Raw genomic sequence first — 19869 nt, 5'->3', positions numbered from 1 at the left:
TCTCGGTCCGTGCTGTTCAGCTCACGGTGACGGCGGGTGCTCCGGACCCGGCGCCGTCCTGCTCCATCTGCTCGGCGATCTTCATCGCTTCTTCGATGAGGGTCTCGACGATCTTGGACTCGGGGACGGTCTTGATGACCTCGCCCTTGACGAAGATCTGGCCCTTGCCGTTGCCGGAGGCGACGCCGAGGTCGGCCTCCCGTGCCTCGCCGGGGCCGTTGACCACGCAGCCCATGACGGCGACGCGCAGCGGCACCTCCATGCCCTCCAGGCCCGCCGTGACCTCGTCCGCCAGCTTGTAGACGTCGACCTGGGCGCGCCCGCAGGACGGACAGGAGACGATCTCCAGGCGCCGCTGCTTGAGGTTCAGGGACTCCAGGATCTGGATGCCGACCTTGACCTCCTCGGCGGGCGGGGCGGACAGCGACACCCGGATGGTGTCGCCGATGCCCTGGGAGAGCAGCGCGCCGAAGGCGACCGCCGACTTGATCGTGCCCTGGAACGCCGGGCCGGCCTCCGTGACGCCGAGGTGGAGCGGGTAGTCGCACTGGGCGGCGAGCTGCCGGTACGCCTCGATCATCACGACCGGGTCGTTGTGCTTGACGGAGATCTTGATGTCCCGGAAGTCGTGCTCCTCGAAGAGCGAGGCCTCCCAGAGAGCGCTCTCCACGAGCGCCTCGGGGGTCGCCTTGCCGTACTTCTCCAGGAGCCGCCGGTCGAGCGAGCCGGCGTTGACCCCGATCCGGATCGGCGTGCCGTGGTCCTTCGCGGCCCGCGCGATCTCCCGCACCTTGTCGTCGAACTGCTTGATGTTGCCGGGGTTGACCCGGACCGCGGCGCAGCCGGCCTCGATGGCCGCGAACACGTACTTCGGCTGGAAGTGGATGTCCGCGATCACCGGGATCTGGGACTTCCTCGCGATGGTCGCCAGGGCGTCCGCGTCGTCCTGCGTGGGGCAGGCGACGCGGACGATCTGGCAGCCGGACGCGGTGAGTTCGGCGATCTGCTGGAGGGTCGCGCCGATGTCCGAGGTGCGGGTCGTGGTCATCGACTGCACCGACACCGGGGCACCGCCCCCGACCGCCACGGGCCCGACATGGATCTGCCGTGACACGCGCCGCTCGGCGATCGGCCGGGCCGGGACCTCGGGGAGGCCCAGGGAGATGGCGGTCACGCGGTCACTCCCGGTTTCCGGAGACCGTCTCGCGCATCGCGCGGAGCGACTCCTTGAGGGACCCCATGGTGGCGAGGACGGCGGTGGGCTCGTAGCCGCAGTGCGCCATGCAGTTGGCGCAGCGCGGGTCCTTGCCGCGGCCGTACTTGTCCCAGTCGGTCTCCTCGATGAGTTCGCGGTACGTCGGCACGTACCCGTCGCTCATCAGGTAGCAGGGGCGCTGCCAGCCGAAGAGCGAGTAGTTCGGGATCGCCCAGGCCGTGCACGGGAAGTCGACCTTGCCCTCCAGGAAGTCCAAGAAGAGCGGGGAGTGGTTGAGCCGCCACTTGCGCCGGTTGCCGCCCGCGAAGGCCTTCTTGAACAGCTCGCGGGTCTGTGCCACGCCGAGGAAGTGCTCCTGGTCGGGGGCCTTCTCGTAGGCGTAGGCAGGCGAGATCATCATCTCGTCGACCTTCAGGTCGTCGTTGAGGAAGTTGAGCACCTCGATGATGGTCTGCGGGGTGTCGGTGTTGAAGAAGGTCGAGTTGGTGGTCACGCGGAAGCCGCGCCGCTTGGCCTCCTTCATGGCCGCCACCGCCTCGTCGAACACGCCCTCCTTCGCCACGGACTCGTCGTGCCGCTCGCGCAGCCCGTCGATGTGCACCGCGAAGGCGAAGTAGGGAGAGGGCGTGAACTTGTCCATCTTCTTGCGCAGCAGCATGGCGTTGGTGCAGAGGAAGACGTACTTCTTCTTCGCCACCAACTGCCGCACGATCTCGTCGATCTGAGGATGCATCAGGGGCTCGCCGCCCGCGATGGACACCATCGGCGCACCGGACTCCAACACCGCCCCGACGGCCTGCGCGACCGGCATGCGCTGCTTGAGCACACCTGCCGGGTGCTGGATCTTGCCGCAGCCCTCGCACTTCAGGTTGCAGGCGAAGAGGGGTTCCAGCTCCACGATCAGTGGGAACTTGTCCCGCTTGCGGAGCTTCTGTTCAGCCAAGTAAGTCGCGACCTTGATGGACTGGCGCAGCGGCATGGCCATCTGGCTCACCTCCGGGGGAGCAACAAAGAACGGTGCCATTCGAAAAAAGCAGGAAGAACGGATCGAAGAACGCGGAAAGCCGATATTCCACCGCGCACCGTGCCGATCCGGACGAGTTCATGTTCAGGAGCGTCCACGACCACCCTGACGGCCGCAACCGGGCGCTCGCCCGCGCGCACGGCGCTCAGGAGCGTGGCCGCCGACTCCATGTCGACCGCGATTGCGCCGGTCGCGAGCAGATCAGACCGTTCATGACCGCGGACGACGTGATCGGAGCCGGTGACGGGGCCGGTGTGGACAGTGCGGCCGGGTACGGTCCGCACCAGTTCCTTCACGAGGAGTTCGGTGGCGACGCAGGGGACGCTGCCGCGCGGGTCCCGGGTCTCCTCGGCGACGACCAGGTCGCCGGGGTGCATCCCGGGTGCGAGTCCCGCGCAGAAGCCGGTGGCCAGGACGGCGGCACCGGCGAGCGCCGGGTCGGCCAGGACCCGGGTGACGGACCGTTCCGCCGCCCTGGGGCCCATGCCGGTGCGCAGCACGGTGACCGGCCCGCCCGCGCCGCCGCGTTCGCCGGCGCGCAGGGCTAGGTGCTCGATGCCGAGCGCGCAGGCGATCAGCAGCGGAGCCGGAGCGGGCGTGGTACTCATTCAGCTCCTCTCGGCCTCGGGCATGGGCTCGCCGTGGACGTAACGGCCGAGCGCGGTGAGCGGGAAGACCTGCCGGTAGAGGTGGTAGTTGATGGAGAAGTCCCAGGGGAACCCGGTGCCGGTGAAGTACGGCTCGTCCCAGGAGCCGTCCTCCCGCTGGGTCTCGGCGAGCCACCGCACGCCCCGCTCGACGGCCTTGGAGTCCTTCTCCGCCGCCGCGAGCAGCGCCATCAGCGCCCACGCGGTCTGGGAGGCGGTGGAGGCGCCGCGCCCGCTCCATTCACCGGCGTACTTGTAGGAGCGCAGGTCCTCGCCCCAGCCGCCGTCCTCGTTCTGGACCTGCTCCAGCCAGGTCACCGCGCGCCGGATCGCCGGATGCGAGGCGGGCAGCCCGGCCGCGACGAGCGCGGGCACCACGGAGCCGGTCCCGTAGACGTAGTTGACGCCCCAGCGCCCGAACCACGAGCCGTCCGGCTCCTGTTCGGCCAGCAGCCACTCGATGCCGCGCCGGGTGCGCGGGTCGTGGGACATGCCCTCGAAGGCGAGCATCTCCACGACGTGCGCGGTGACGTCGGCCGAGGGCGGGTCGATGACCTCGCCGAAGTCGCAGAACGGCAGCCGGTTGGGGAACGGGCTGGTGTTGTCGACGTCGAAGGCGCCCCAGGCGCCGTTCTTCGACTGCATGCCGAGGTTCCAGCGCACCCCGCGCCCGATGGCCTTCTCCATCCGCTCGGGATCGTGGTGCTTGATCCGGCGCAGCGCGAGGACCACCTCGGCGGTGTCGTCGATGTCGGGGTAGTTGTCGTTGTGGAACTCGAACGCCCAGCCGCCCGGCGGGAGCTGGGGGCGCTTCACGGACCAGTCGCCGGGCCGCACGATCTGCTCGCCGAGCATCCAGTCGGCGGCCTTGACCAGTTGCGGATGGTCGTCGGGCAGGCCGGCGTCGGCCAGGGCGATGGCCGCCAGACAGGTGTCCCACACCGGGGACTGGCAGGCCTCGATCATCCGGGCGCCGTCCTCGCGCCACAAGGCGTAACGATCCAGCGACTCAAGGCCCGCGCGCATCACGGGGTGTTCGAGGTCGTAGCCGAGCAGGTGCAGGGCGATCACCGAGTACACGGCCGGCGGCTGGATGCCGCCCCAGGCGCCGTCGTTCTCCTGGCGTTCGACGATCCAGCGGGCGGCGGACTTCAGGGCGGAGCCGCGCAGCCGGCGCAGCGCGACCTTGCGATAGCCGCGGACAACCTTGTCGAGCCGTTGGAAGACACCCTCCCAACTGGCCACCGGAGCAAGGGGCTGCGGTGGGTTGGGATCGGCCGGGTCGGTGTGGAGCTCGTCCAGCGGGAACGGCGCCGGGCGCACCGGGCGTTTGGCCGAGACGACGGTGAGCGGCACGATGGTCTGCCGGGCCCACTGGCCGAAGTTGTAGATGCTGAGCGGGAACCACTTGGGGAAGTACAGGAGCTCCGGCGGGAGTTCGGGCAGGTCCTCCCACTTCCACCAGCCGAACAGGGCCAGCCAGATCCGGGTGAACACCCGGGCGGCGGCGATCCCGCCGCGCTCGCGGATCCAGGCCGACGCCTTCGCCATGTGGGGCGCCTCGGGAGCGTCCCCGGCCAGCCGCAGGGCGACGTACGCCTCGATGGTGGTGGAGAGTTCGCCCGGGCCGCCGTAGAAGGTGGCCCAGGTGCCGTCCTCGCGTTGCTCGCCGCGGATGAAGAGAGCGGCGGCGGCCGTCGTGGCCTCGTCGCGGATGCCGAGGAACTGACGGAGCAGCAGGTCCTCGGCGTCCATGGTGACGTTGGTCTCCAGGTCACCCTTCCACCAGCCCTGCGCGTCCTGCCGGGCGAGCAGATGGTCGGTGGCACGCCTCACGGCGCGTTCGGCGGCTTCTTGTACCCCGGCCGTCGCGGGGGTGGTGAGGTCGGTGCTGGCCGAGGCAGCGCGGGGCGGCAGGGTGGCCCCGGTGCTTCCGTCGGTCGTCGCTGTCATGGCTTCCCCTTCGTGCAGTCGTACGAAATCGTTCTGCTGTGGGTCCGCCGTCGGCCGGTGCTGGTTGCGCGCTCGCACCGGCCGGCGACTACGCGAGGGCTATTCGACCGATAGTGATCATCTCTTTCGTACGACGACGAAGTCCGCGAGCGCCGTGAACTGTGTCCGGACCAGGTCGGACATGTCGACGGCGTGCAGGGCTTCGATGGCGATGGTGTGCTGACGACGCGCCTCTTCGGCGGTCCATTCCCGGCCGCCGGCCTCCTCGATGAGGGCGGCGCGGGCGGCGAACTCCTCCTCGGAGAAGTTCTCGAAGTCGCTGCTCTTGGCGTCGGCGGCGAGGATCTCGCCGAGCCGCTCGGAGGCGGGGCCGCCCGCCGCGAGCGCGGCGACGACCGGCAGGGACTTCTTGCGCTGGCGCAGGTCGCTCCAGGTCTGCTTGCCGGTGGAGTCCGGGTCGCCCCAGATGCCGAGGAGGTCGTCGACGGCCTGGAAGGCGAGGCCGAGGTGGTAGCCGTACTTCTCCAGGGTGTCGGCGGTGCGGTCGTCGGCGCCGCCGAGCACCGCGCCGATGGAACTGGAGGCGGCGAGCAGGGCGCCGGTCTTGTTGCCCTCCATCTCCAGGCACTCCTCGACGCTGACCCGGTCGCGGTGCTCGTAGGAGATGTCCTGGGCCTGACCGTCGATCAGGGCGCGGGTGGCGGTGGTGAGCCGGCGGGTGGCGCGGCCGGCCTCGACGGTGCCGAGTTCGAGGAGGACCTCGTTGGCGAGGGCGAACAGGGCGTCGCCGACCAGGATGGCCTGGGCGGGGCCGTGCACCTTCCAGACGGTGTCACGGTGGCGGCGCTGTTCGTCGCCGTCCATCAGGTCGTCGTGGAGGAGGGAGAAGTTGTGGACGAGTTCGACGGCGACGGCGCCCGGGATGCCGACCTCGGGGGCGGCGCCGGTGACCTCGGCGGAGAGCACGGCGAGCGCGGGCCGTACGGCCTTGCCGCCGTCGCCGTCGGCGGGGTTGCCCTCGGCGTCGATCCAGCCGAAGTGGTAGGCGGCCACGGTGTCCATGGGGGATGCCAGGCGGTCGACGGCCGCCTTCAGTACCGGGTTGGCAAGGGTCCGGCCGCGCTCCAGGAGCGCGGTCACGTCCACCGCGTCGGCAGCCGTTTCGGCCGGGGGCACAGTGGGCACAGTTTCTCCTCTTGTTGCGGTACCGGGGGTGCGGGGGCCTGCCGCCTGCTGATCGAGCATCACGCCGCCTCCTCGAACTCGAAGAGGTGACGGGGGCGGGGCCGGCCCAGGGTGCGCAGCGCGGCGTCGGCCGCGTTCACACCACTGCGGACCGCACTCTCCATGGTCGCGGGCCACCCTGTGGCGGTCCACGCTCCGGCCAGGTAGAGGCCGGGTGCCTTGGTGCGGGCGCCGGGCCGCAGCCGCCCGACGCCGGGGGTGGGGGCGAAGGTCGCGGTGCGCTCCCGGGTCACGAAGAAGTCCTTCACCCCGGCGCCGCGCGCGCCGGGCAACAGCCGTTCCAGCTCGGGCAGATAGCGCTCGCGCAGGACGGCCACGGGTGCGTCGATCTCGTCCTGGGCGGCCGACTGGGACAGTGCGAGGTACTGTCCCGCCCGTCGCCCACCACCACCCTTGTACGGAGGCCCTTCGGGCCCGCCTTTCAATAGCCCGGAGGCATGGGTGCGGTCGAACACCCACTGGACCGGGGTGCCCAGGGCCGCGAAGAACGGCTTGGTGAGCACCGTACGGTCGTAGACCACATGGACGTTGAGGATCGGCGCGGTGCCGATCTCCAGCAGGTTCTCCGGGGCGTCGAGGGCGCCCTCGGGCAGCAGGTCGTACGCCTCGCGCTGGGCGACGGCGAGCACCACGCTGTCCGCGGTGAGCGTCTCCCCGGGAACCTGAACGCTCCACGTCCCGTTCTCGTTAGTGGAGACGGAGGTGACGCGTGTACGGAGCTCAGTGCGCACGCCCGCGGAGTCGAGCGCCTTGCGGGCCAGCCGGTCGTGCAGTTCGCCCAGCGGCACATGGGCCCAGCCGATGTCGGCCGCGCCCGGGTCGGACAGCAGACCGGTCTTGAACACCATCGCGGCGAGCGCCAGGGAGGCGTCCTGGGCCACCGCGTTGAGGGTGGCGACCCCCACCAGGTCCCACAGTGCCTCGATGGCCCGCGCCGACTGGCCTCGGGCAGCCAGCCAGCTGCCGAAGTCCTGTGCGTCGAGCGAGGGATCGCCGAGATCGAGTGCTCGGAGGGCGAGAGCGGCCTGGCCTACTCTGGCGCGCTCGGCGAGCGAGAGATGCGGGTAGGCGGCGAGGCTGCGCCCCAGATGCAGGGGTACCGGCAGGGGGTCCCGGCGGAGTCTGCCGAGCCGGCGCCCCTCGGGTTTCGCGAGGTCGAGCACGGGCACGTCGAGCCGGTCCTGGAGCGGTGCCAGCGCCGCGCCCTCGATACGGTCGAGGAACCAGCGGTAGGCCGTGCAGCAACGCAGGTACACATGCTGGCCGTTGTCGACGGTCAGGTCGCCGCGCTGGAAGGAGAAGGCGAGCCCGCCGAGGCGCGGCCTGCCTTCGAGCAGGGTGACGTGCATCCCCGCGTCGGCGAGTGCCAGCGCGGCCGTGACGCCGGCCAGGCCGCCGCCGATCACGACGGCGGTGCGCCCGGACGGGATGTCGTCGTGCGTCCGTTCGGATCGCGTGCCGTCGGTCATCGTGCAGCCTCCCCTGCCCGCCCGCCGTGCCGGTGGAACGGGGCAGGGCGGGCCATCGCAGTCAGGGACGCCGCGCCGCACCGGAGGGTTGCCTGCCGTTTATCTCCGGTGGGTTCAGCTTGGCCCACTTTGTCCATCAGGCGCGCCTCCTGACGGTCCGGCGGGACGTGTGGCGCCGGGTGTCGAGCCCGGACAGGCCGCGTACGGCAACGTACGCCTTCTCGCGTCCGGGCAGCGAGACCCGGCCGCGCAGCACCGCCTCCGGTTCCCGCTCGATGCGGTCGAGCAGCCGGCGGTAGATGCCGGCCATGGCGGCGACACAGGCGCCGCTGCGCCGGTCGAGCATGGGCAGCAGCCGGTAGCCCTCGGCGAACAGGGCTCGGGCGCGCCGGACTTCGAAGTGCACCAGGCCCGCGAAGTCCGAGCCCTCCGGCGGGGTCGGCCCGTGGAACCCGGCCGCGCAGCCGAACTTGGCGAGATCGTCGCCGGGCAGATAGATACGGCCGTTCCCGGCGTCCTCGCGGATGTCCCGGAGGATGTTGGTGAGCTGGAGCGCGAGCCCGAGCGTGTCGGCATACTCCGGCGCGCGCTCGGCGCCGCGCGCCCCCGGTTCGGTGCCGAACACACCGAGCGAGAGCCGGCCGATCGCACCGGCCACGCAGCGGCAGTAGACCCTGAGGTCGTCCCACGTCTCGTAGGTCTCGCCGCGTACGTCCATCAGCACACCGTCGATCAGCTCGTCCAGGCCGCCCAGTGGGATCGGGAAGGCCTGGGCGGCGTGCGCGAGGGCGACCGCGACCGGGTCGGTGTCGTCCTCGTCGACCGCGCCGTCCTGGACCCGGGCGAGCAGCGCCCGGGTGTCCTCCAGCCGGGCCGCCTTCACGTCGTCGGCCAGCACGCCGTCGCCGATGTCGTCGACGCGCCGGGAAAAGGCGTAGAGCGCCGACATGGCGCGCCGCTTGGGCGCAGGCAGCAGCCTGATGCCGTAGGCGAAGTTCCGTGCCTGCTGTCCGGTGACGGTCTCGCAGTAGCTGTAGGCGGCGAGTACCGGTGCGGACACAGGTGTGGGAGAGTCCACGGTCCGGATCACCCCTCTCCTCGCAGAGTCACGCCCACCTCACGCAGCAACCGGCCCTTGCCGGGCTTGGGCGGGCCGGGAAGTACGTCGTATTCGGCGGCGGCGATCGCTGCGATCGCCGCCCTTCCCCCCGCCACGAACCCCGCGAGCAGCAGCTTCAACCTGCCGTGGACGCTACCCACCAGGGGGGCGCCTTCATTCAGGAGATCGCGGGCGCGTTGTGCTTCGTATGCAACCAGAGCACGCACCGATGCGCCCGCGGTTTTCCTGGCGAGATCCGCCTCCTGGACATGAAAGCGCTTCATGTCCACGGCGGGCAGATAAATCCGGTCGTGGCCGAGGTCCTCGGCCACGTCCTGGAGGTGTTCGACGATCTGGAGTGCGGTACAGATCGCGTCCGAGAGGCGGATCCGCTCGGGGGTCGAGGTGCCGGTGACGGCGAGGACCAGGCGGCCGACCGGGTTGGCGGACAGCTCGCAGTAGGCGAGCAGGTCGTCGTAGGTCTCGTACCGCTTGACCAGCTGGTCCTGGCGGTTGGCGGCGATCAGTCCGAGGAACGGCTCGGGGGCCAGGTCGCGGCGGCGAACCGTGAGCTGGAGGCGGCGCAGCAGGGGATGGTGCGGGGTGCCGTCGAAGACACGGCCCAGGTCGGCCTCGAAGGCGTCGAGGAGGACCAGGCGGTTTTCGGCCTCCTCCGGGGACACGCCGAGCAGCCGTGCGTCGGCGCCGCCGGGCGCCAGGTCGCCGTCGCCGATGTCGTCGACGAGACGGGCGAAGCCGTACACCGCCATCAGGTCGTCACGCCAGACCCTCGGCAGGAAGAACGGGGCCACCGGGAAGTTCTCGTCCGCGGCCTTGTCCAGGGTGCCTCGCTCGGCGTCTCCGGTGCGCGCCGGGGTGGTCGCCGTCACCGTTCACTGCCCGGGGCCAGGACGGCGTGGCCTGCGTTGAGCTGGGGAGTTTCCGTAGCCATTGCCGTCACATCTCCCGTTCTACACTGCCGACCCAATACACACTATTTCGGACACGCCGCCCGGCAATCCACGGGACGGCCCGGCCGAGGGTGTCGCGCATTATCGCCCCACTTGCCGCTTTCCGGGACCGGTACAGCTTACGTTGTACAACGCATCGAGGTTCGTCGGGGTGTCCCGCAGATCACAACAACACACCGATTGGCGTCAAGATTCCTAAGGCGGCCCGGAGTTGACGTTTCCTTTGCAGACGCCGGGCCCCGCCGGAAAGGTTCCGGCGGGGCCCGGCGACTACTGGGCTACTTGCCCGTGAACTTCTCGTACTCCTTGAGCACCTCTTCGGTCGGGCCGTCCATGCGCAGCTCACCGCGCTCGAGCCACAGGACCCGGTCACAGGTGTCCCGGATCGACTTGTTGTTGTGACTGACCAGAAATACGGTGCCCGCGTGCCGGCGCAGTTCGCGGATCCGGTCCTCGGAACGCCTGCGGAAAGCCGCGTCACCGGTGGCCAGCGCCTCGTCGATCATGAGAACGTCGTGGTCCTTGGCGGCGGCGATGGAGAACCGCAGCCGGGCCGCCATGCCGGAGGAGTAGGTCCGCATCGGCAGGGTGATGAAGTCGCCCTTCTCGTTGATGCCGGAGAAGTCGACGATCTCCTGGTAGCGCTCCTTGATCTCCTCGCGGGACATGCCCATGGCGAGTCCGCCGAGGATCACGTTGCGCTCCCCGGTGAGGTCGTTCATCAGGGCCGCGTTGACACCGAGCAGCGAGGGCTGCCCGTTGGTGTAGACCCTGCCCCGCTCGGCGGGCAGCAGGCCGGCGATGGCACGCAGCAGGGTGGACTTGCCGGAGCCGTTGGAGCCGATCAGGCCGATCGCCTCGCCCCGGTAGGCGACGAAGGAGACCCCGCGCACGGCGTGCACCTTGCGGACGCCCCGGGCCGTGTCGTCGGAGCCGCGTTTGACGATGCGGCTGAGGGCGGCCGTCGCGCTGCCCTTGCCGGACTTGGCGCCGTGCACGCGGTAGACGATGTGCACATCCTCCGCGATGACGGTGGGGATCCGCTCCCCCTGGTTCTGCTGGTTCTGCTCCGTGTCGTTCAGCTCAGCCACGGCCGTACCGCTCCTCCGCCTTCCAGAAGTACACGAACCCGCCGGCGAAGACGACCAGCGCCCAGGACAGGGCCACGGCCCAGACGTGCGGCGGGAGGTTCGAGGCGCCATAGCCGTCGATGAGGGCGAAGCGCATCAGGTCCATGTAGACGGTGGCGGGGTTCACCTGGAGGAGCGTGCGCGCCCACTCCGGCCGGCCCTCCATCATCTTGGTGATCGAGAACATCACACCGGACATGTACATCCAGGTGCGCAGGACGAACGGCAACAGCTGGGCCAGGTCCGGCGTCTTGGCGCCCAGCCGGGCCACGATCATGGCCAGGCCGGTGTTGAAGAGGAACAGCAGGGCCAGGATCGGGACGACCAGCACCCAGGACAGGCCCGGACTGCTGCCGAACCCGACCACCACGGCGACCATGACGATCATCGAGAACAGCAGCTGCTGGAGCTGCTGGAGCGCGAAGGAGATCGGCAGCGAGGCACGCGGGAAGTGCAGCGCTCGCACCAGGCCGAGGTTGCCGGAGATCGCCCGGACGCCCGTCATGATCGAACTCTGTGTGAACGTGAACGTGAAGACGCCGGTGACCAGGAACGGGATGTAGATGTCCTGCGACATCCCGCGGCTGGCATGCAGGATGACACCGAAGATGAAGTAGTACACGGCCGCGTTCAGCAGCGGCGTGGCCACCTGCCAGAGCTGGCCGAGCTTGGCCTGGCTGTACTGGGCGGTGAGCTTCGCCTGCGAGAAGGCGAGGACGAAGTGCCGGCGTCCCCAGAGCTGGCGTACGTACTCGACGAGCGAGGGACGTGCGCCGCTCACCGTGAGCCCGTACTTGGCGGCCAGCTGCGCCGCCGTGAGGCCCTCGTCCGGCGACGGCACCGCGCTCACCGCGATTCCGACGTCATGCGTTGTCTCACTCAAGGGTGGAAGCCTTCGTCCTCAGATTCGTCTTACGTTCGTCTTACGGAATTGTGCTACCGGAGGTGACACGTATCCGTCATGGGACACGTTTCCGGGGATGTCCGCGCGCCGGACACCCCGGAAACGCGGACGCACCTTCGAGCTTCTCAGATCACCGGGGGCCGGCCCAGTCGCGTGAGCTTCCACACGGTGCGCCACCGCATGGGCCGACGGGGTCCGCACGGGGTGGTCCAGCCCTCCCGGAAGCCGGCGAACCAGGCGTGCAGGGCCGGGCGCGAGGGGCGGCGCACCAGGGTCAGCAGCATCCACACCCCGAGGTAGACGGGGACCAGGGGGGCGGGCAGGTTGCGACGCGCCAGCCACACCCGGTTGCGGGCGACCATCCGGTGGTAGACCGCGTGCCGGGAGGGGGCGGTCGTGGGGTGGTACAGCACCATGTCGGAGCGGTAGTCGATCATCCAGCCGGCGTCCAGGGCCCGCCAGGCCAGGTCGGTCTCCTCATGGGCGTAGAAGAACTCGTCCGGCAGGCCGCCGACCTCGGCGAGGACCTGGGTACGGACGGCGTTGGCGCCGCCGAGGAAGGTGGTGACCCGGGAGGAGCGCATCGGGTCGGAGGCCCGCAGCCGCGGCACGTGCCGGCGCTGGGTCTGACCCGTGTCCGGGTCGGCGATACGGAAGCTGACGATGCCGAGCCTCGGGTCGGTGGCGAAGGCCTGGCGGCACAGCTCGGCGGTGTCGTGCCCGGGGAGCAGTCCGTCGTCGTCCAGGAAGAGCAGTATGTCGACATCGCGGCCGCTGGGGCCGAAGGCCTCTATGCCGACGTTGCGGCCACCGGGGATCCCGAGGTTCTCGGGCAGCTCCATGGTGCGGACGCCGTCCGGGACCTCCGGGACGGGCGAGCCGTTGCCGACGACGACCACCTCGACCGGGTCGCCGTCCTGCTTGGCGACCGAGTCGAGGAGGGCGCGCAGTTCGTCGGGGCGGTTGCCCATGGTGATCACGACCGCGCCGACCTTCAGCCCGGCGCTCACCGCAGCCTGCTCGACGCGAGGACCGAGACCAGGTGCAGCAGGGTCTGCAGCAGCGCGATCCCGGCGAGCACGGCGGTGCCGAGCCGGGTCCAGAAGAGGTCGCCGTGGAAGTGGTCGGCGACGGCCAGCAGCAGGATCAGCAGCGAGGCCTCGATGCCGAGGATCAGCCGGTGGAACCGGAACAGGGCGGCGGCCCGCCGGGCCAGCGCCATCCCGGAGGACCGCATCTCGGCGGCGGCCTCCTTGACCACCGGAAGGCCGGCCTGGTGGCGGGCGACGCCAACCAGGTCGGTCTCGGCCTTGATCAGGATCGCGCCGAGCGCGGCCAGGGTGCCCAGGAAGGCCCACAGCCAGTCGATGCGGCCGCTGCCGAACAGGTCGGCGGCGCGCAGCCCGAGCCCGACGAGAACGGCCGCGTCGGTCAGATACGCCCCCACCCGGTCGAGATAGACCCCGCCCAGCGAGTACTGCTGCTTCCAGCGCGCGACCTCGCCGTCGACGCAGTCCAGCAGCAGGTACATCTGGACGCAGACCACGCCGAGCACCGCGCCCCAGATGCCCGGCACCAGCAGGGCCGGGCAGGCGAGCACGCCGAAGACGGTCATCAGGTACGTGAGCTGGTTGGGCGTGACCCTGGTGTTCACCAGGTAGCGGTCCACCCGCAGGGACACCTCACGCATATAGAGGCGCCCCATCCAGTGCTCACCGCTGCGCCGGTCCTTGACCCCGACGGGGTGGACGACCGGACGTAGTTCAGCTACCGATGGCCTTGACATAGTCGACGTAGAAGTCCTTGATCTGGTGGGTCTTGAGGTCGAGGTGTTCGAGGATGGTGTAACGGCCGGGCCGGGTCTCCGGAGCGAACTCCACGACCCGGACGAACTCGTCCACGGTGAAGCCGATCTCCTCCGGCAGCACCGGCAGTCCGTGCCGGCGCAGCACATCGGCCATGTACACGGACTGCTCGTGGGCTCCGCGCAGGTACATCGCGAAGGCCGCGCCGAGCCCGCACTGCTCGCCATGGCTGGCGGCACGCCTCGGGAACAGCAGGTCGAAGGCGTGGTTGATCTCGTGGCAGGCGCCGGAGGACGGGCGGGAGTCGCCCGACACCGACATGGCGATACCGCTGAGCACCAGCGCCTCGGCCAGCACCTGGAGGAAGTCGTTCTCCCCAATGCCGCCGGGGTGGCGCAGCACCGCCTCGCCGGCCTGCCGGGCCATGGCGGCCGCCAGACCGTCGATCTTCTCGCCGTTGACGCGGTGGGACAGTTCCCAGTCCGCGATCGCCGAGATGTTGGAGACGGCGTCCCCGATGCCCGAACGCACGAAGCGTGCCGGGGCCTCGCGGATGACGTCGAGGTCGATGACGACCGCGATCGGGTTGGGCACGCCGTAGGAGCCGCGGCCCGCGTCGTTGTCGAGGGTGGCGACCGGCGAGCACAGACCGTCGTGCGCGAGGTTCGTCGGCACGGCGACCAGGGGCAGGCCCACCCGCGCGGCCGCGAACTTGGCACAGTCGATGATCTTGCCGCCGCCGAGGCCGACGACCGCGTCGTAGCGGCCCGCCTTGATCTCGCCGGCCAGCCGGATCGCGTCGTCGAGGGTCCCGCCGCCGACCTCGTACCAGGTGGCGCCGGGCAGGCTCGGCGAGACGCGCTCGCGCAGCTTGGTGCCGGAGCCGCCGCTGACGGCGACGGCGAGCCGGCCGGAGTGCGAGATGCGCTCGTCGGCGAGCACACTCGCGAGGTCGTCGAGGGCACCCGGGCGGATGTCGACGACGACCGGCGAGGGGATCAGCCTGGTCAGTACCGGCACGCGATCTCCCGTCCCCGGGCGAGATCGTCGTGGTTGTCGATCTCGACCCACCGGACGTCGCCGATGGGCGCGACGTCGATCCGGAAGCCGCGGTTGACCAGCTCCTGGTAGCCGTGCTCGTAGAACTGCTGTGGGTCGCTCTCCCAGACCGTCTTCAGCGCGTCGGCGAGCTCGGGGGCCGCGTCGCCCTCGATGAGGGTGACGCCGATGTACTCGCCGGTGGCCTCGGCGGGGTCCATCAGCTTGGTGATCTTCGTCATGCCCTTGCCGGCGCCGACGACGACCTTCATCTCCTCGTCGGCGAGGTCCTTGACCGTGTCCAGCGCCAGGATGATCCTCTTGCCCTCACCGCGGGCGGCGAGCAGCGTCTTCTCGACGGAGACCGGGTGCACGGTGTCGCCGTTGGCGAGGATCACGCCGTCCTTGAGGGCGTCACGGCCGCACCACAGGGAGTAGGCGTTGTTCCACTCCTCGGCCTTGTCGTTGTCGATGAGGGTGAGCTTGAGGCCGTACTTCGCCTCCAGGGCCGCCTTGCGCTCGTAGACGGCCTCCTTGCGGTAGCCGACGATGATCGCGACCTCGGTCAGGCCGATCTCGGCGAAGTTGCCGAGGGTCAGGTCGAGCACCGTGATCGAGTCCTCTATCCCGGCAGGCCCCACCGGCACCAGCGCCTTGGGCAGGCTGTCGGTGTAGGGGCGCAGACGCCGTCCGGCGCCGGCCGCCAGCACGAGGCCGATCATGCGGGTTCTCCTTCATCGTGTACGGCGGGCGCCCCTGCGGACACCCAGAAGCGGATGCTCTCGACGAGCACCAGCCCGGCCACGGCCACGGCCAGGACCGTGAGCGCGACTTGGAACTGCGTGGCGGTGAGCACCGCGGCCACGACGGTGACCAGCAGCGTTCGCCCTTCCTGCCCCCCTGCGGCGCGTACCAGCCAGGCCGGCGGCGCCCCGGCGCCACCGCGGATGCGGTACACCGTGTCGTAGTGATGGTAGGCGACGGCGGCCACCAGGCCGAAAGCCGCGGGAAGGGTTCCGTTCACCCCGGATTTGCCTGCGAGGACGAGAACGGTGCCGTATTCGGCGGCCCGGAACAAGGGCGGGACCAGCCAGTCGAGGGCGCCCTTGAGCGGGCGGGCGAGGGCCTGTCCTGAGGCCAGCGCGTAGACGACGGCGCCCACGACCGGCGCCCAGGTCACGCCTGAGAAGAGGGACACGGTGAGAACCGCCACTCCGGCGAGCGCCACCAGGAGCGGGGAGCCGAGCGGGGCGGGCAGCGTGCGGGACACGAATCCGGCGAGCGGGCCGTTGTCGGCCAGGTCGGCCAGCGCCGTCGCCGCCCGGTCGGTCCTCGTGGCCTTGCGGGTCAGTGAGCGCAGCACCCGCCCGGCGGTGGTGTAGGTCGCCGCGAGGGCGCAGCCGACCAGCAGTACGTAGAAGGTGATCCGCGGGGTCGTCGCCGCGGTCAGGACGGCTATCAGGGCCCATCGTTCGCCGATGGGCAGGACTATCATCCGGCGCACCCAGACCGTCCAGCCGACGCTGTCGAGCTTGTCGGAGAGGGCCGCGGTGGGGCTGGTGTTGGCGGTGGCGTCGTGATTGGCCTCGTTGAAGGAGAAGTCGACCACGTGCCGGCAGGTCTGCAGGATCATCGCGCCGAGCGCGAGGGCCCATACATCGTCGTGGCCGCCGCCCCGGGCCGCGCCGAGTGCGAGGCCTGCGTAGTAGGCGTACTCCTTGGCCCGGTCGAAGGTGGCGTCCAGCCAGGCGCCGAGCGTGGAGTACTGCAGGGAGTAGCGGGCGAGCTGGCCGTCGGTGCAGTCCAGGACGAACGAGCAGATCAGCAGGACGCCCGCGGCGACGAAACCGATCCGGGTACCCGTGGCCGCGCAGCCCGCCGCGATCAGGGCGGTGAGCAGGGAGGCGGTGGTGACCTGGTTGGGGGTCAGGCCGCGCCGGGCGCACCAGCGGGCGAGGTAGCGGGAGTAGGGGCTGATGAAGAAGGTGGTGAAGAAGCCGTCACGGGACTTCACGGCCGACTTCAGGCGTACGGCCTCGTCGTCGACGGCGGCGACGGCCTGCCGTGCCTCGTTGCGGGCCTGCGGGTCGGCGGGGACGGCGGCGACCAGGCTGCCCAGCTCGGGGCGGTGCACGTCGGCGTCCAGGGCGGTGACGAGGCCGTCGACGGCCAGATCGGTTCGGCCGCCGGCGGCCGCCTCGCGCGCCAGCGCCCCGCTCAGCGCCTGACGGCCGGCCGGCTGGGCGGTGACGGCGCCGGGGATCGCGGCGAGCGGGAAGCGCGGGTCGGTGAGGCCGAGGCGCAGGGCGTGCAGATGGCCGACGAAGCGGGCGTCGACGACGGCGACCCGCCGGTCGGCGGGCACGGCCGCGAGGAGGGCCGCGGTGTCGGCGCTGTCCGAGGCCGTGCGCACCTCGAAGCCGAGCGCCCGCAGATCGCTCTCCAACGACGATCCGGGGACCGGCTGGCCGGTGACGATGGCGGTCGGCAACCGAACTCACTCCCTGGGTTCCGGCGCACGGGCGCCGGTCTACTGCGTGGTGGGGCGCGGTGTGCCTGGTGGCCCCCGGGCGGCATTCGGCAGAGGTTATCGGATGGTGAGGAGTGCTTGTTCACCGGCCGTTCACGGCACGGACGACCTGCTCTGCCCCGGCCTTTGCCGAGATCATCATCCGTGATCCGGGCCCCGGCCCACAAACCGCGCTCACAGAACGGGCATTGAGGACATGGAGCAACGCGGCACGGACGGGCGCCGACCGACCACCCGGAATGCCCGCCCCCTCACCACAGGTAACTGAGGGTGCCCTGACCTGGTATTCGTTTCCGCAGGTCAGGGCACATGACAACGGTGTTCACTGCCGCGTTGCCGGATACCCCCCACCCGTAGTTCACTGTGACCCCGGGCGGAACACAGGAGGCGCATCTCATGGGGGCAGGGCACGACCACGGCCACACGCACACCCACGCGCCGGCCACCGGCACGGCCGCGGCGGCCTATCGCGGGCGGCTGCGGGTGGCGCTCGCCATCACCCTCGGGGTGATGGTGGTCGAGATCGCCGGCGGCCTGCTGGCCGACTCGCTCGCGCTGATCGCGGACGCGGCCCACATGGCCACCGACGCGCTGGGTCTCAGCATGGCCCTGCTGGCGATCCACTTCGCCAACCTTCCGGCGAGCACCAACCGCACCTTCGGCTACGCCCGCGCCGAGATCCTGGCCGCCCTGGCCAACTGTCTGCTGCTGCTCGGTGTCGGCGGCTATGTGCTGTACGAGGCGGTCCAGCGGTTCGTGACGCCCGCGGACACACATGGCGGCCAGATGATCGTGTTCGGTCTGATCGGCCTGGTCGCCAACATGATCTCGCTCACCCTCCTGGTGCGCGGCCAGCAGGAGAGCCTGAACGTGCGCGGCGCCTTCCTGGAGGTGGCGGCCGACGCGCTGGGCTCGCTGGCGGTGCTGATCTCGGCCGTGGTGATCCTGACCACCGGCTGGCAGGCGGCCGACCCGGTCGCCTCGCTGATCATCGGCCTGATGATCGTGCCGAGGACGGTGAAGCTGCTGCGCGAGACGCTGGACGTCCTGCTGGAGGCGGCGCCCAAGGACGTGGACATGGCGGAGGTGCGGTCGCACATACTGGCGCTGGACGGCGTACTGGACGTCCATGATCTGCACGCCTGGACGATCACCTCGGGGCTGCCGGTGCTGTCGGCGCACGTGGTGGTCCGCTCGGAGGTGCTGAACGCCATCGGCCACGAGAAGATGCTGCACGAGCTGCAGGGCTGTCTCGGCCACCACTTCGACGTGGAGCACTGCACCTTCCAGCTGGAGCCGGGCGGGCACGCCGAGCACGAGGCCCGGCTCTGCCACTGACCGCGCCGCGGTCGGCCCCTCCGGCCACCGGAAGGCACCGCAACGCACCGGTCTGGGCTCCCCCGGCGTCCTTGTGTTCGACACCCCCGGACGGTTCCCGTTCGCACCCGTAGGGCACGATCAACTACCGGGTCCCTCTTCCGGCGTGCCCGTGCCGGGAAGTGCCGGGAGTGTCGGATTCGTACGGCAGACTTGGTACGAAGACCGAGGCGAAGGATGGGTATGCCGATCACACCTGCCACCGCGACGCACAGCACGTCGAAGGGCACAACGGACGCGATTTTGCTTGAACTCGTCGACGAGAAGGGTGTGACCATCGGGACCGCGGAGAAGCTGGCCGCGCATCAGCCACCCGGGCAGTTGCACCGGGCGTTCTCGGTCTTCCTCTTCGACGAACAGGGCAGACTCCTGCTCCAGCAGCGCGCGCTGGGCAAGTACCACTCCCCCGGTGTGTGGTCCAACACCTGCTGCGGCCACCCGTACCCCGGTGAGGCCCCCTTCGCGGCGGCGGCCCGCCGGACCTTCGAGGAGCTGGGGGTCTCCCCGTCCCTGCTCGGCGAGGCGGGCACGGTCCGCTACAACCACCCGGACCCGGCCTCCGGGCTGGTCGAGCAGGAGTTCAACCACCTGTTCGTCGGCATGGTGCAGGCGCCGCTCTCGCCGGACCCGGAGGAGGTCGAGGAGACCGCCTTCGTGACGGCCGCCGAGCTGACCGAGCGGCACGCCCGGGACCCCTTCTCGTCGTGGTTCATGACCGTGCTGGACGCGGCCCGTCCGGCGATCAGGGAGCTGACGGGCCCGTCCGCGGGCTGGTGAGCGGCCTCACGGCAGCGACGCGGGTTTGAGCGGCAGGGCGGCCCAGATCACCTTGCCGCCGCTCGACGTGTGTTCCACGTCCACGACGCCGCCCGCCTCCCTGGCCACCTCCCGCACCAGCAGCAGCCCCCGGCCGCCGGTCTGACCGTGATCGGCCTCCAGTGCGGTCGGGCGGTAGGGGTGGTTGTCCTCCACCGACACCCGCACCCACTCGGCGCCGACGGCGACCTCGACGGCGAGCACGGGCGACAGCAGCGCCGCGTGCTTGACCGCGTTGGTGACCAGCTCGGAGACGATCAGCAGCAGCCCGTACACCAGGTCCTCCGAGACCGGGACGCCCTGGCGCTGGAGCAGGTCCCGTACGGCGCGCCGCGCCTGCGGGACCGAGGCGTCCACGGCGGCGGCGGTGAACCGCCAGACTCCTTCGTACGGCAGCGGATCCGGCGGCGGGGCACCGCCTCCCTCTGGACGCGGGTCGTGCCCACGCCCGTGGTTCTCCATCGTCCGGTCGCCACCCTCGCGCTCGATTGTCACCACACGACGAGTGTTGGTAACGACCCCCTCCGCCCCGGATGACTGAACACAAGTCAGCAACTATCGAACGATTCTGACCGTCGACGTACGACAAGGTCGGTTGAGGGACTGGTCCTGTTCCGCTAAAGCCGACTTCCCGCACTTTTACGG

The 19869-nt window shown here is 70.4% G+C and carries 19 protein-coding genes; 2 read left to right on the top strand and 17 right to left on the bottom strand.

Going from position 1 to position 19869, the window contains the following annotated elements:
* Positions 1-16: 16 nt before the first annotated feature.
* From ispG to ACGFZQ_RS11855, 16 genes are all read right to left on the bottom strand, one after another.
* Positions 17-1174: a flavodoxin-dependent (E)-4-hydroxy-3-methylbut-2-enyl-diphosphate synthase gene (gene ispG, locus ACGFZQ_RS11930; RefSeq protein ID WP_393840221.1), complete on the bottom strand. Its 1158-nt coding sequence runs from the start codon at positions 1172-1174 to the stop codon at positions 17-19.
* Between the two features lie 4 nt (positions 1175-1178).
* On the bottom strand, positions 1179-2201 hold the full coding sequence (hpnH, locus tag ACGFZQ_RS11925) for an adenosyl-hopene transferase HpnH (RefSeq protein WP_351743329.1): 1023 nt from the start codon (positions 2199-2201) through the stop codon (positions 1179-1181).
* Positions 2202-2206: 5 nt separating this feature from the next.
* On the bottom strand, positions 2207-2848 hold the full coding sequence (locus ACGFZQ_RS11920; protein ID WP_351743331.1) for a 1-hydroxy-2-methyl-2-butenyl 4-diphosphate reductase: 642 nt from the start codon (positions 2846-2848) through the stop codon (positions 2207-2209).
* Positions 2849-4840: a squalene--hopene cyclase gene (gene shc / locus ACGFZQ_RS11915; RefSeq protein WP_393840220.1), complete on the bottom strand. Its 1992-nt coding sequence runs from the start codon at positions 4838-4840 to the stop codon at positions 2849-2851.
* Between the two features lie 117 nt (positions 4841-4957).
* On the bottom strand, positions 4958-6085 hold the full coding sequence (locus ACGFZQ_RS11910; protein WP_393840219.1) for a polyprenyl synthetase family protein: 1128 nt from the start codon (positions 6083-6085) through the stop codon (positions 4958-4960).
* On the bottom strand, positions 6085-7554 hold the full coding sequence (gene hpnE, locus ACGFZQ_RS11905) for a hydroxysqualene dehydroxylase HpnE (protein ID WP_393840218.1): 1470 nt from the start codon (positions 7552-7554) through the stop codon (positions 6085-6087). Before hpnE ends, ACGFZQ_RS11910 begins: the two co-directional genes overlap by 1 nt.
* The gene (locus tag ACGFZQ_RS11900; RefSeq protein ID WP_393840217.1) at positions 7551-7691 is read right to left on the bottom strand and encodes a DUF6380 family protein; all 141 of its coding nucleotides are present in this window, start codon (positions 7689-7691) and stop codon (positions 7551-7553) included. The genes hpnE and ACGFZQ_RS11900 overlap by 4 nt, the downstream gene beginning before the upstream one ends.
* Positions 7691-8644: a presqualene diphosphate synthase HpnD gene (gene hpnD / locus ACGFZQ_RS11895; RefSeq protein WP_393840216.1), complete on the bottom strand. Its 954-nt coding sequence runs from the start codon at positions 8642-8644 to the stop codon at positions 7691-7693. Before hpnD ends, ACGFZQ_RS11900 begins: the two co-directional genes overlap by 1 nt.
* Positions 8641-9543 carry a squalene synthase HpnC gene (gene hpnC / locus ACGFZQ_RS11890; protein WP_393840215.1) on the bottom strand — a complete coding sequence of 301 codons (903 nt, stop codon included), beginning with the start codon at positions 9541-9543 and terminating at the stop codon, positions 8641-8643. The genes hpnD and hpnC overlap by 4 nt, the downstream gene beginning before the upstream one ends.
* Positions 9544-9902: 359 nt before the next feature.
* Positions 9903-10715: an ABC transporter ATP-binding protein gene (locus ACGFZQ_RS11885; protein WP_393840214.1), complete on the bottom strand. Its 813-nt coding sequence runs from the start codon at positions 10713-10715 to the stop codon at positions 9903-9905.
* Positions 10708-11637, bottom strand: a complete 930-nt coding sequence (locus ACGFZQ_RS11880) for an ABC transporter permease (RefSeq protein WP_393840213.1) — start codon at positions 11635-11637, stop codon at positions 10708-10710. The genes ACGFZQ_RS11885 and ACGFZQ_RS11880 overlap by 8 nt, the downstream gene beginning before the upstream one ends.
* Before the next feature lie 146 nt (positions 11638-11783).
* Positions 11784-12668 carry a glycosyltransferase family 2 protein gene (locus ACGFZQ_RS11875; protein ID WP_382545032.1) on the bottom strand — a complete coding sequence of 295 codons (885 nt, stop codon included), beginning with the start codon at positions 12666-12668 and terminating at the stop codon, positions 11784-11786.
* Positions 12665-13444: a CDP-alcohol phosphatidyltransferase family protein gene (locus ACGFZQ_RS11870; protein WP_133028573.1), complete on the bottom strand. Its 780-nt coding sequence runs from the start codon at positions 13442-13444 to the stop codon at positions 12665-12667. The genes ACGFZQ_RS11875 and ACGFZQ_RS11870 overlap by 4 nt, the downstream gene beginning before the upstream one ends.
* On the bottom strand, positions 13422-14483 hold the full coding sequence (locus tag ACGFZQ_RS11865) for an iron-containing alcohol dehydrogenase family protein (protein WP_351705526.1): 1062 nt from the start codon (positions 14481-14483) through the stop codon (positions 13422-13424). Before ACGFZQ_RS11865 ends, ACGFZQ_RS11870 begins: the two co-directional genes overlap by 23 nt.
* Positions 14471-15223, bottom strand: a complete 753-nt coding sequence (locus ACGFZQ_RS11860; RefSeq protein WP_393840212.1) for a sugar phosphate nucleotidyltransferase — start codon at positions 15221-15223, stop codon at positions 14471-14473. Before ACGFZQ_RS11860 ends, ACGFZQ_RS11865 begins: the two co-directional genes overlap by 13 nt.
* On the bottom strand, positions 15220-16992 hold the full coding sequence (locus tag ACGFZQ_RS11855) for a DUF5941 domain-containing protein (protein ID WP_393840211.1): 1773 nt from the start codon (positions 16990-16992) through the stop codon (positions 15220-15222). Before ACGFZQ_RS11855 ends, ACGFZQ_RS11860 begins: the two co-directional genes overlap by 4 nt.
* Positions 16993-17427: 435 nt before the next feature.
* Between ACGFZQ_RS11855 and ACGFZQ_RS11850 the strand changes: the two genes are divergently transcribed.
* Positions 17428-18369, top strand: coding sequence for a cation diffusion facilitator family transporter (locus ACGFZQ_RS11850; protein ID WP_393840210.1), 942 nt, complete (start codon positions 17428-17430; stop codon positions 18367-18369).
* 222 nt (positions 18370-18591) lie between these two features.
* Positions 18592-19185: an isopentenyl-diphosphate Delta-isomerase gene (idi, locus tag ACGFZQ_RS11845; protein ID WP_351743368.1), complete on the top strand. Its 594-nt coding sequence runs from the start codon at positions 18592-18594 to the stop codon at positions 19183-19185.
* A 6-nt stretch (positions 19186-19191) separates the two neighbouring features.
* Here the strand turns inward: idi and ACGFZQ_RS11840 are convergent, their stop codons facing one another.
* The gene (locus ACGFZQ_RS11840) at positions 19192-19686 is read right to left on the bottom strand and encodes an ATP-binding protein (RefSeq protein WP_351743605.1); all 495 of its coding nucleotides are present in this window, start codon (positions 19684-19686) and stop codon (positions 19192-19194) included.
* Positions 19687-19869: the final 183 nt, after the last annotated feature.

Source organism: Streptomyces sp. NPDC048254, assembly GCF_043201895.1.
In the GTDB taxonomy this organism is placed as follows: domain Bacteria; phylum Actinomycetota; class Actinomycetes; order Streptomycetales; family Streptomycetaceae; genus Streptomyces.
This window is presented reverse-complemented; position numbering and strand designations above follow the sequence as displayed.

Bases quoted from the DNA above. Each gene is read 5' to 3' on its own strand.
- hpnH (WP_351743329.1), bottom strand. From the start codon at position 2,201: ATGGCCATGCCGCTGCGCCAGTCCATCAAGGTCGCGACTTACTTGGCT.
- shc (WP_393840220.1), bottom strand. From the start codon at position 4,840: ATGACAGCGACGACCGACGGAAGCACCGGGGCCACCCTGCCGCCCCGC.
- ACGFZQ_RS11860 (WP_393840212.1), bottom strand. From the start codon at position 15,223: ATGATCGGCCTCGTGCTGGCGGCCGGCGCCGGACGGCGTCTGCGCCCC.
- ACGFZQ_RS11840 (WP_351743605.1), bottom strand. From the start codon at position 19,686: ATGGAGAACCACGGGCGTGGGCACGACCCGCGTCCAGAGGGAGGCGGT.
- idi (WP_351743368.1), top strand. From the start codon at position 18,592: ATGCCGATCACACCTGCCACCGCGACGCACAGCACGTCGAAGGGCACA.
- ACGFZQ_RS11900 (WP_393840217.1), bottom strand. From the start codon at position 7,691: ATGGACAAAGTGGGCCAAGCTGAACCCACCGGAGATAAACGGCAGGCA.
- ACGFZQ_RS11870 (WP_133028573.1), bottom strand. From the start codon at position 13,444: ATGTCAAGGCCATCGGTAGCTGAACTACGTCCGGTCGTCCACCCCGTC.
- ACGFZQ_RS11910 (WP_393840219.1), bottom strand. From the start codon at position 6,085: ATGCTCGATCAGCAGGCGGCAGGCCCCCGCACCCCCGGTACCGCAACA.
- ACGFZQ_RS11850 (WP_393840210.1), top strand. From the start codon at position 17,428: ATGGGGGCAGGGCACGACCACGGCCACACGCACACCCACGCGCCGGCC.
- hpnE (WP_393840218.1), bottom strand. From the start codon at position 7,554: ATGACCGACGGCACGCGATCCGAACGGACGCACGACGACATCCCGTCC.
- ACGFZQ_RS11920 (WP_351743331.1), bottom strand. From the start codon at position 2,848: ATGAGTACCACGCCCGCTCCGGCTCCGCTGCTGATCGCCTGCGCGCTC.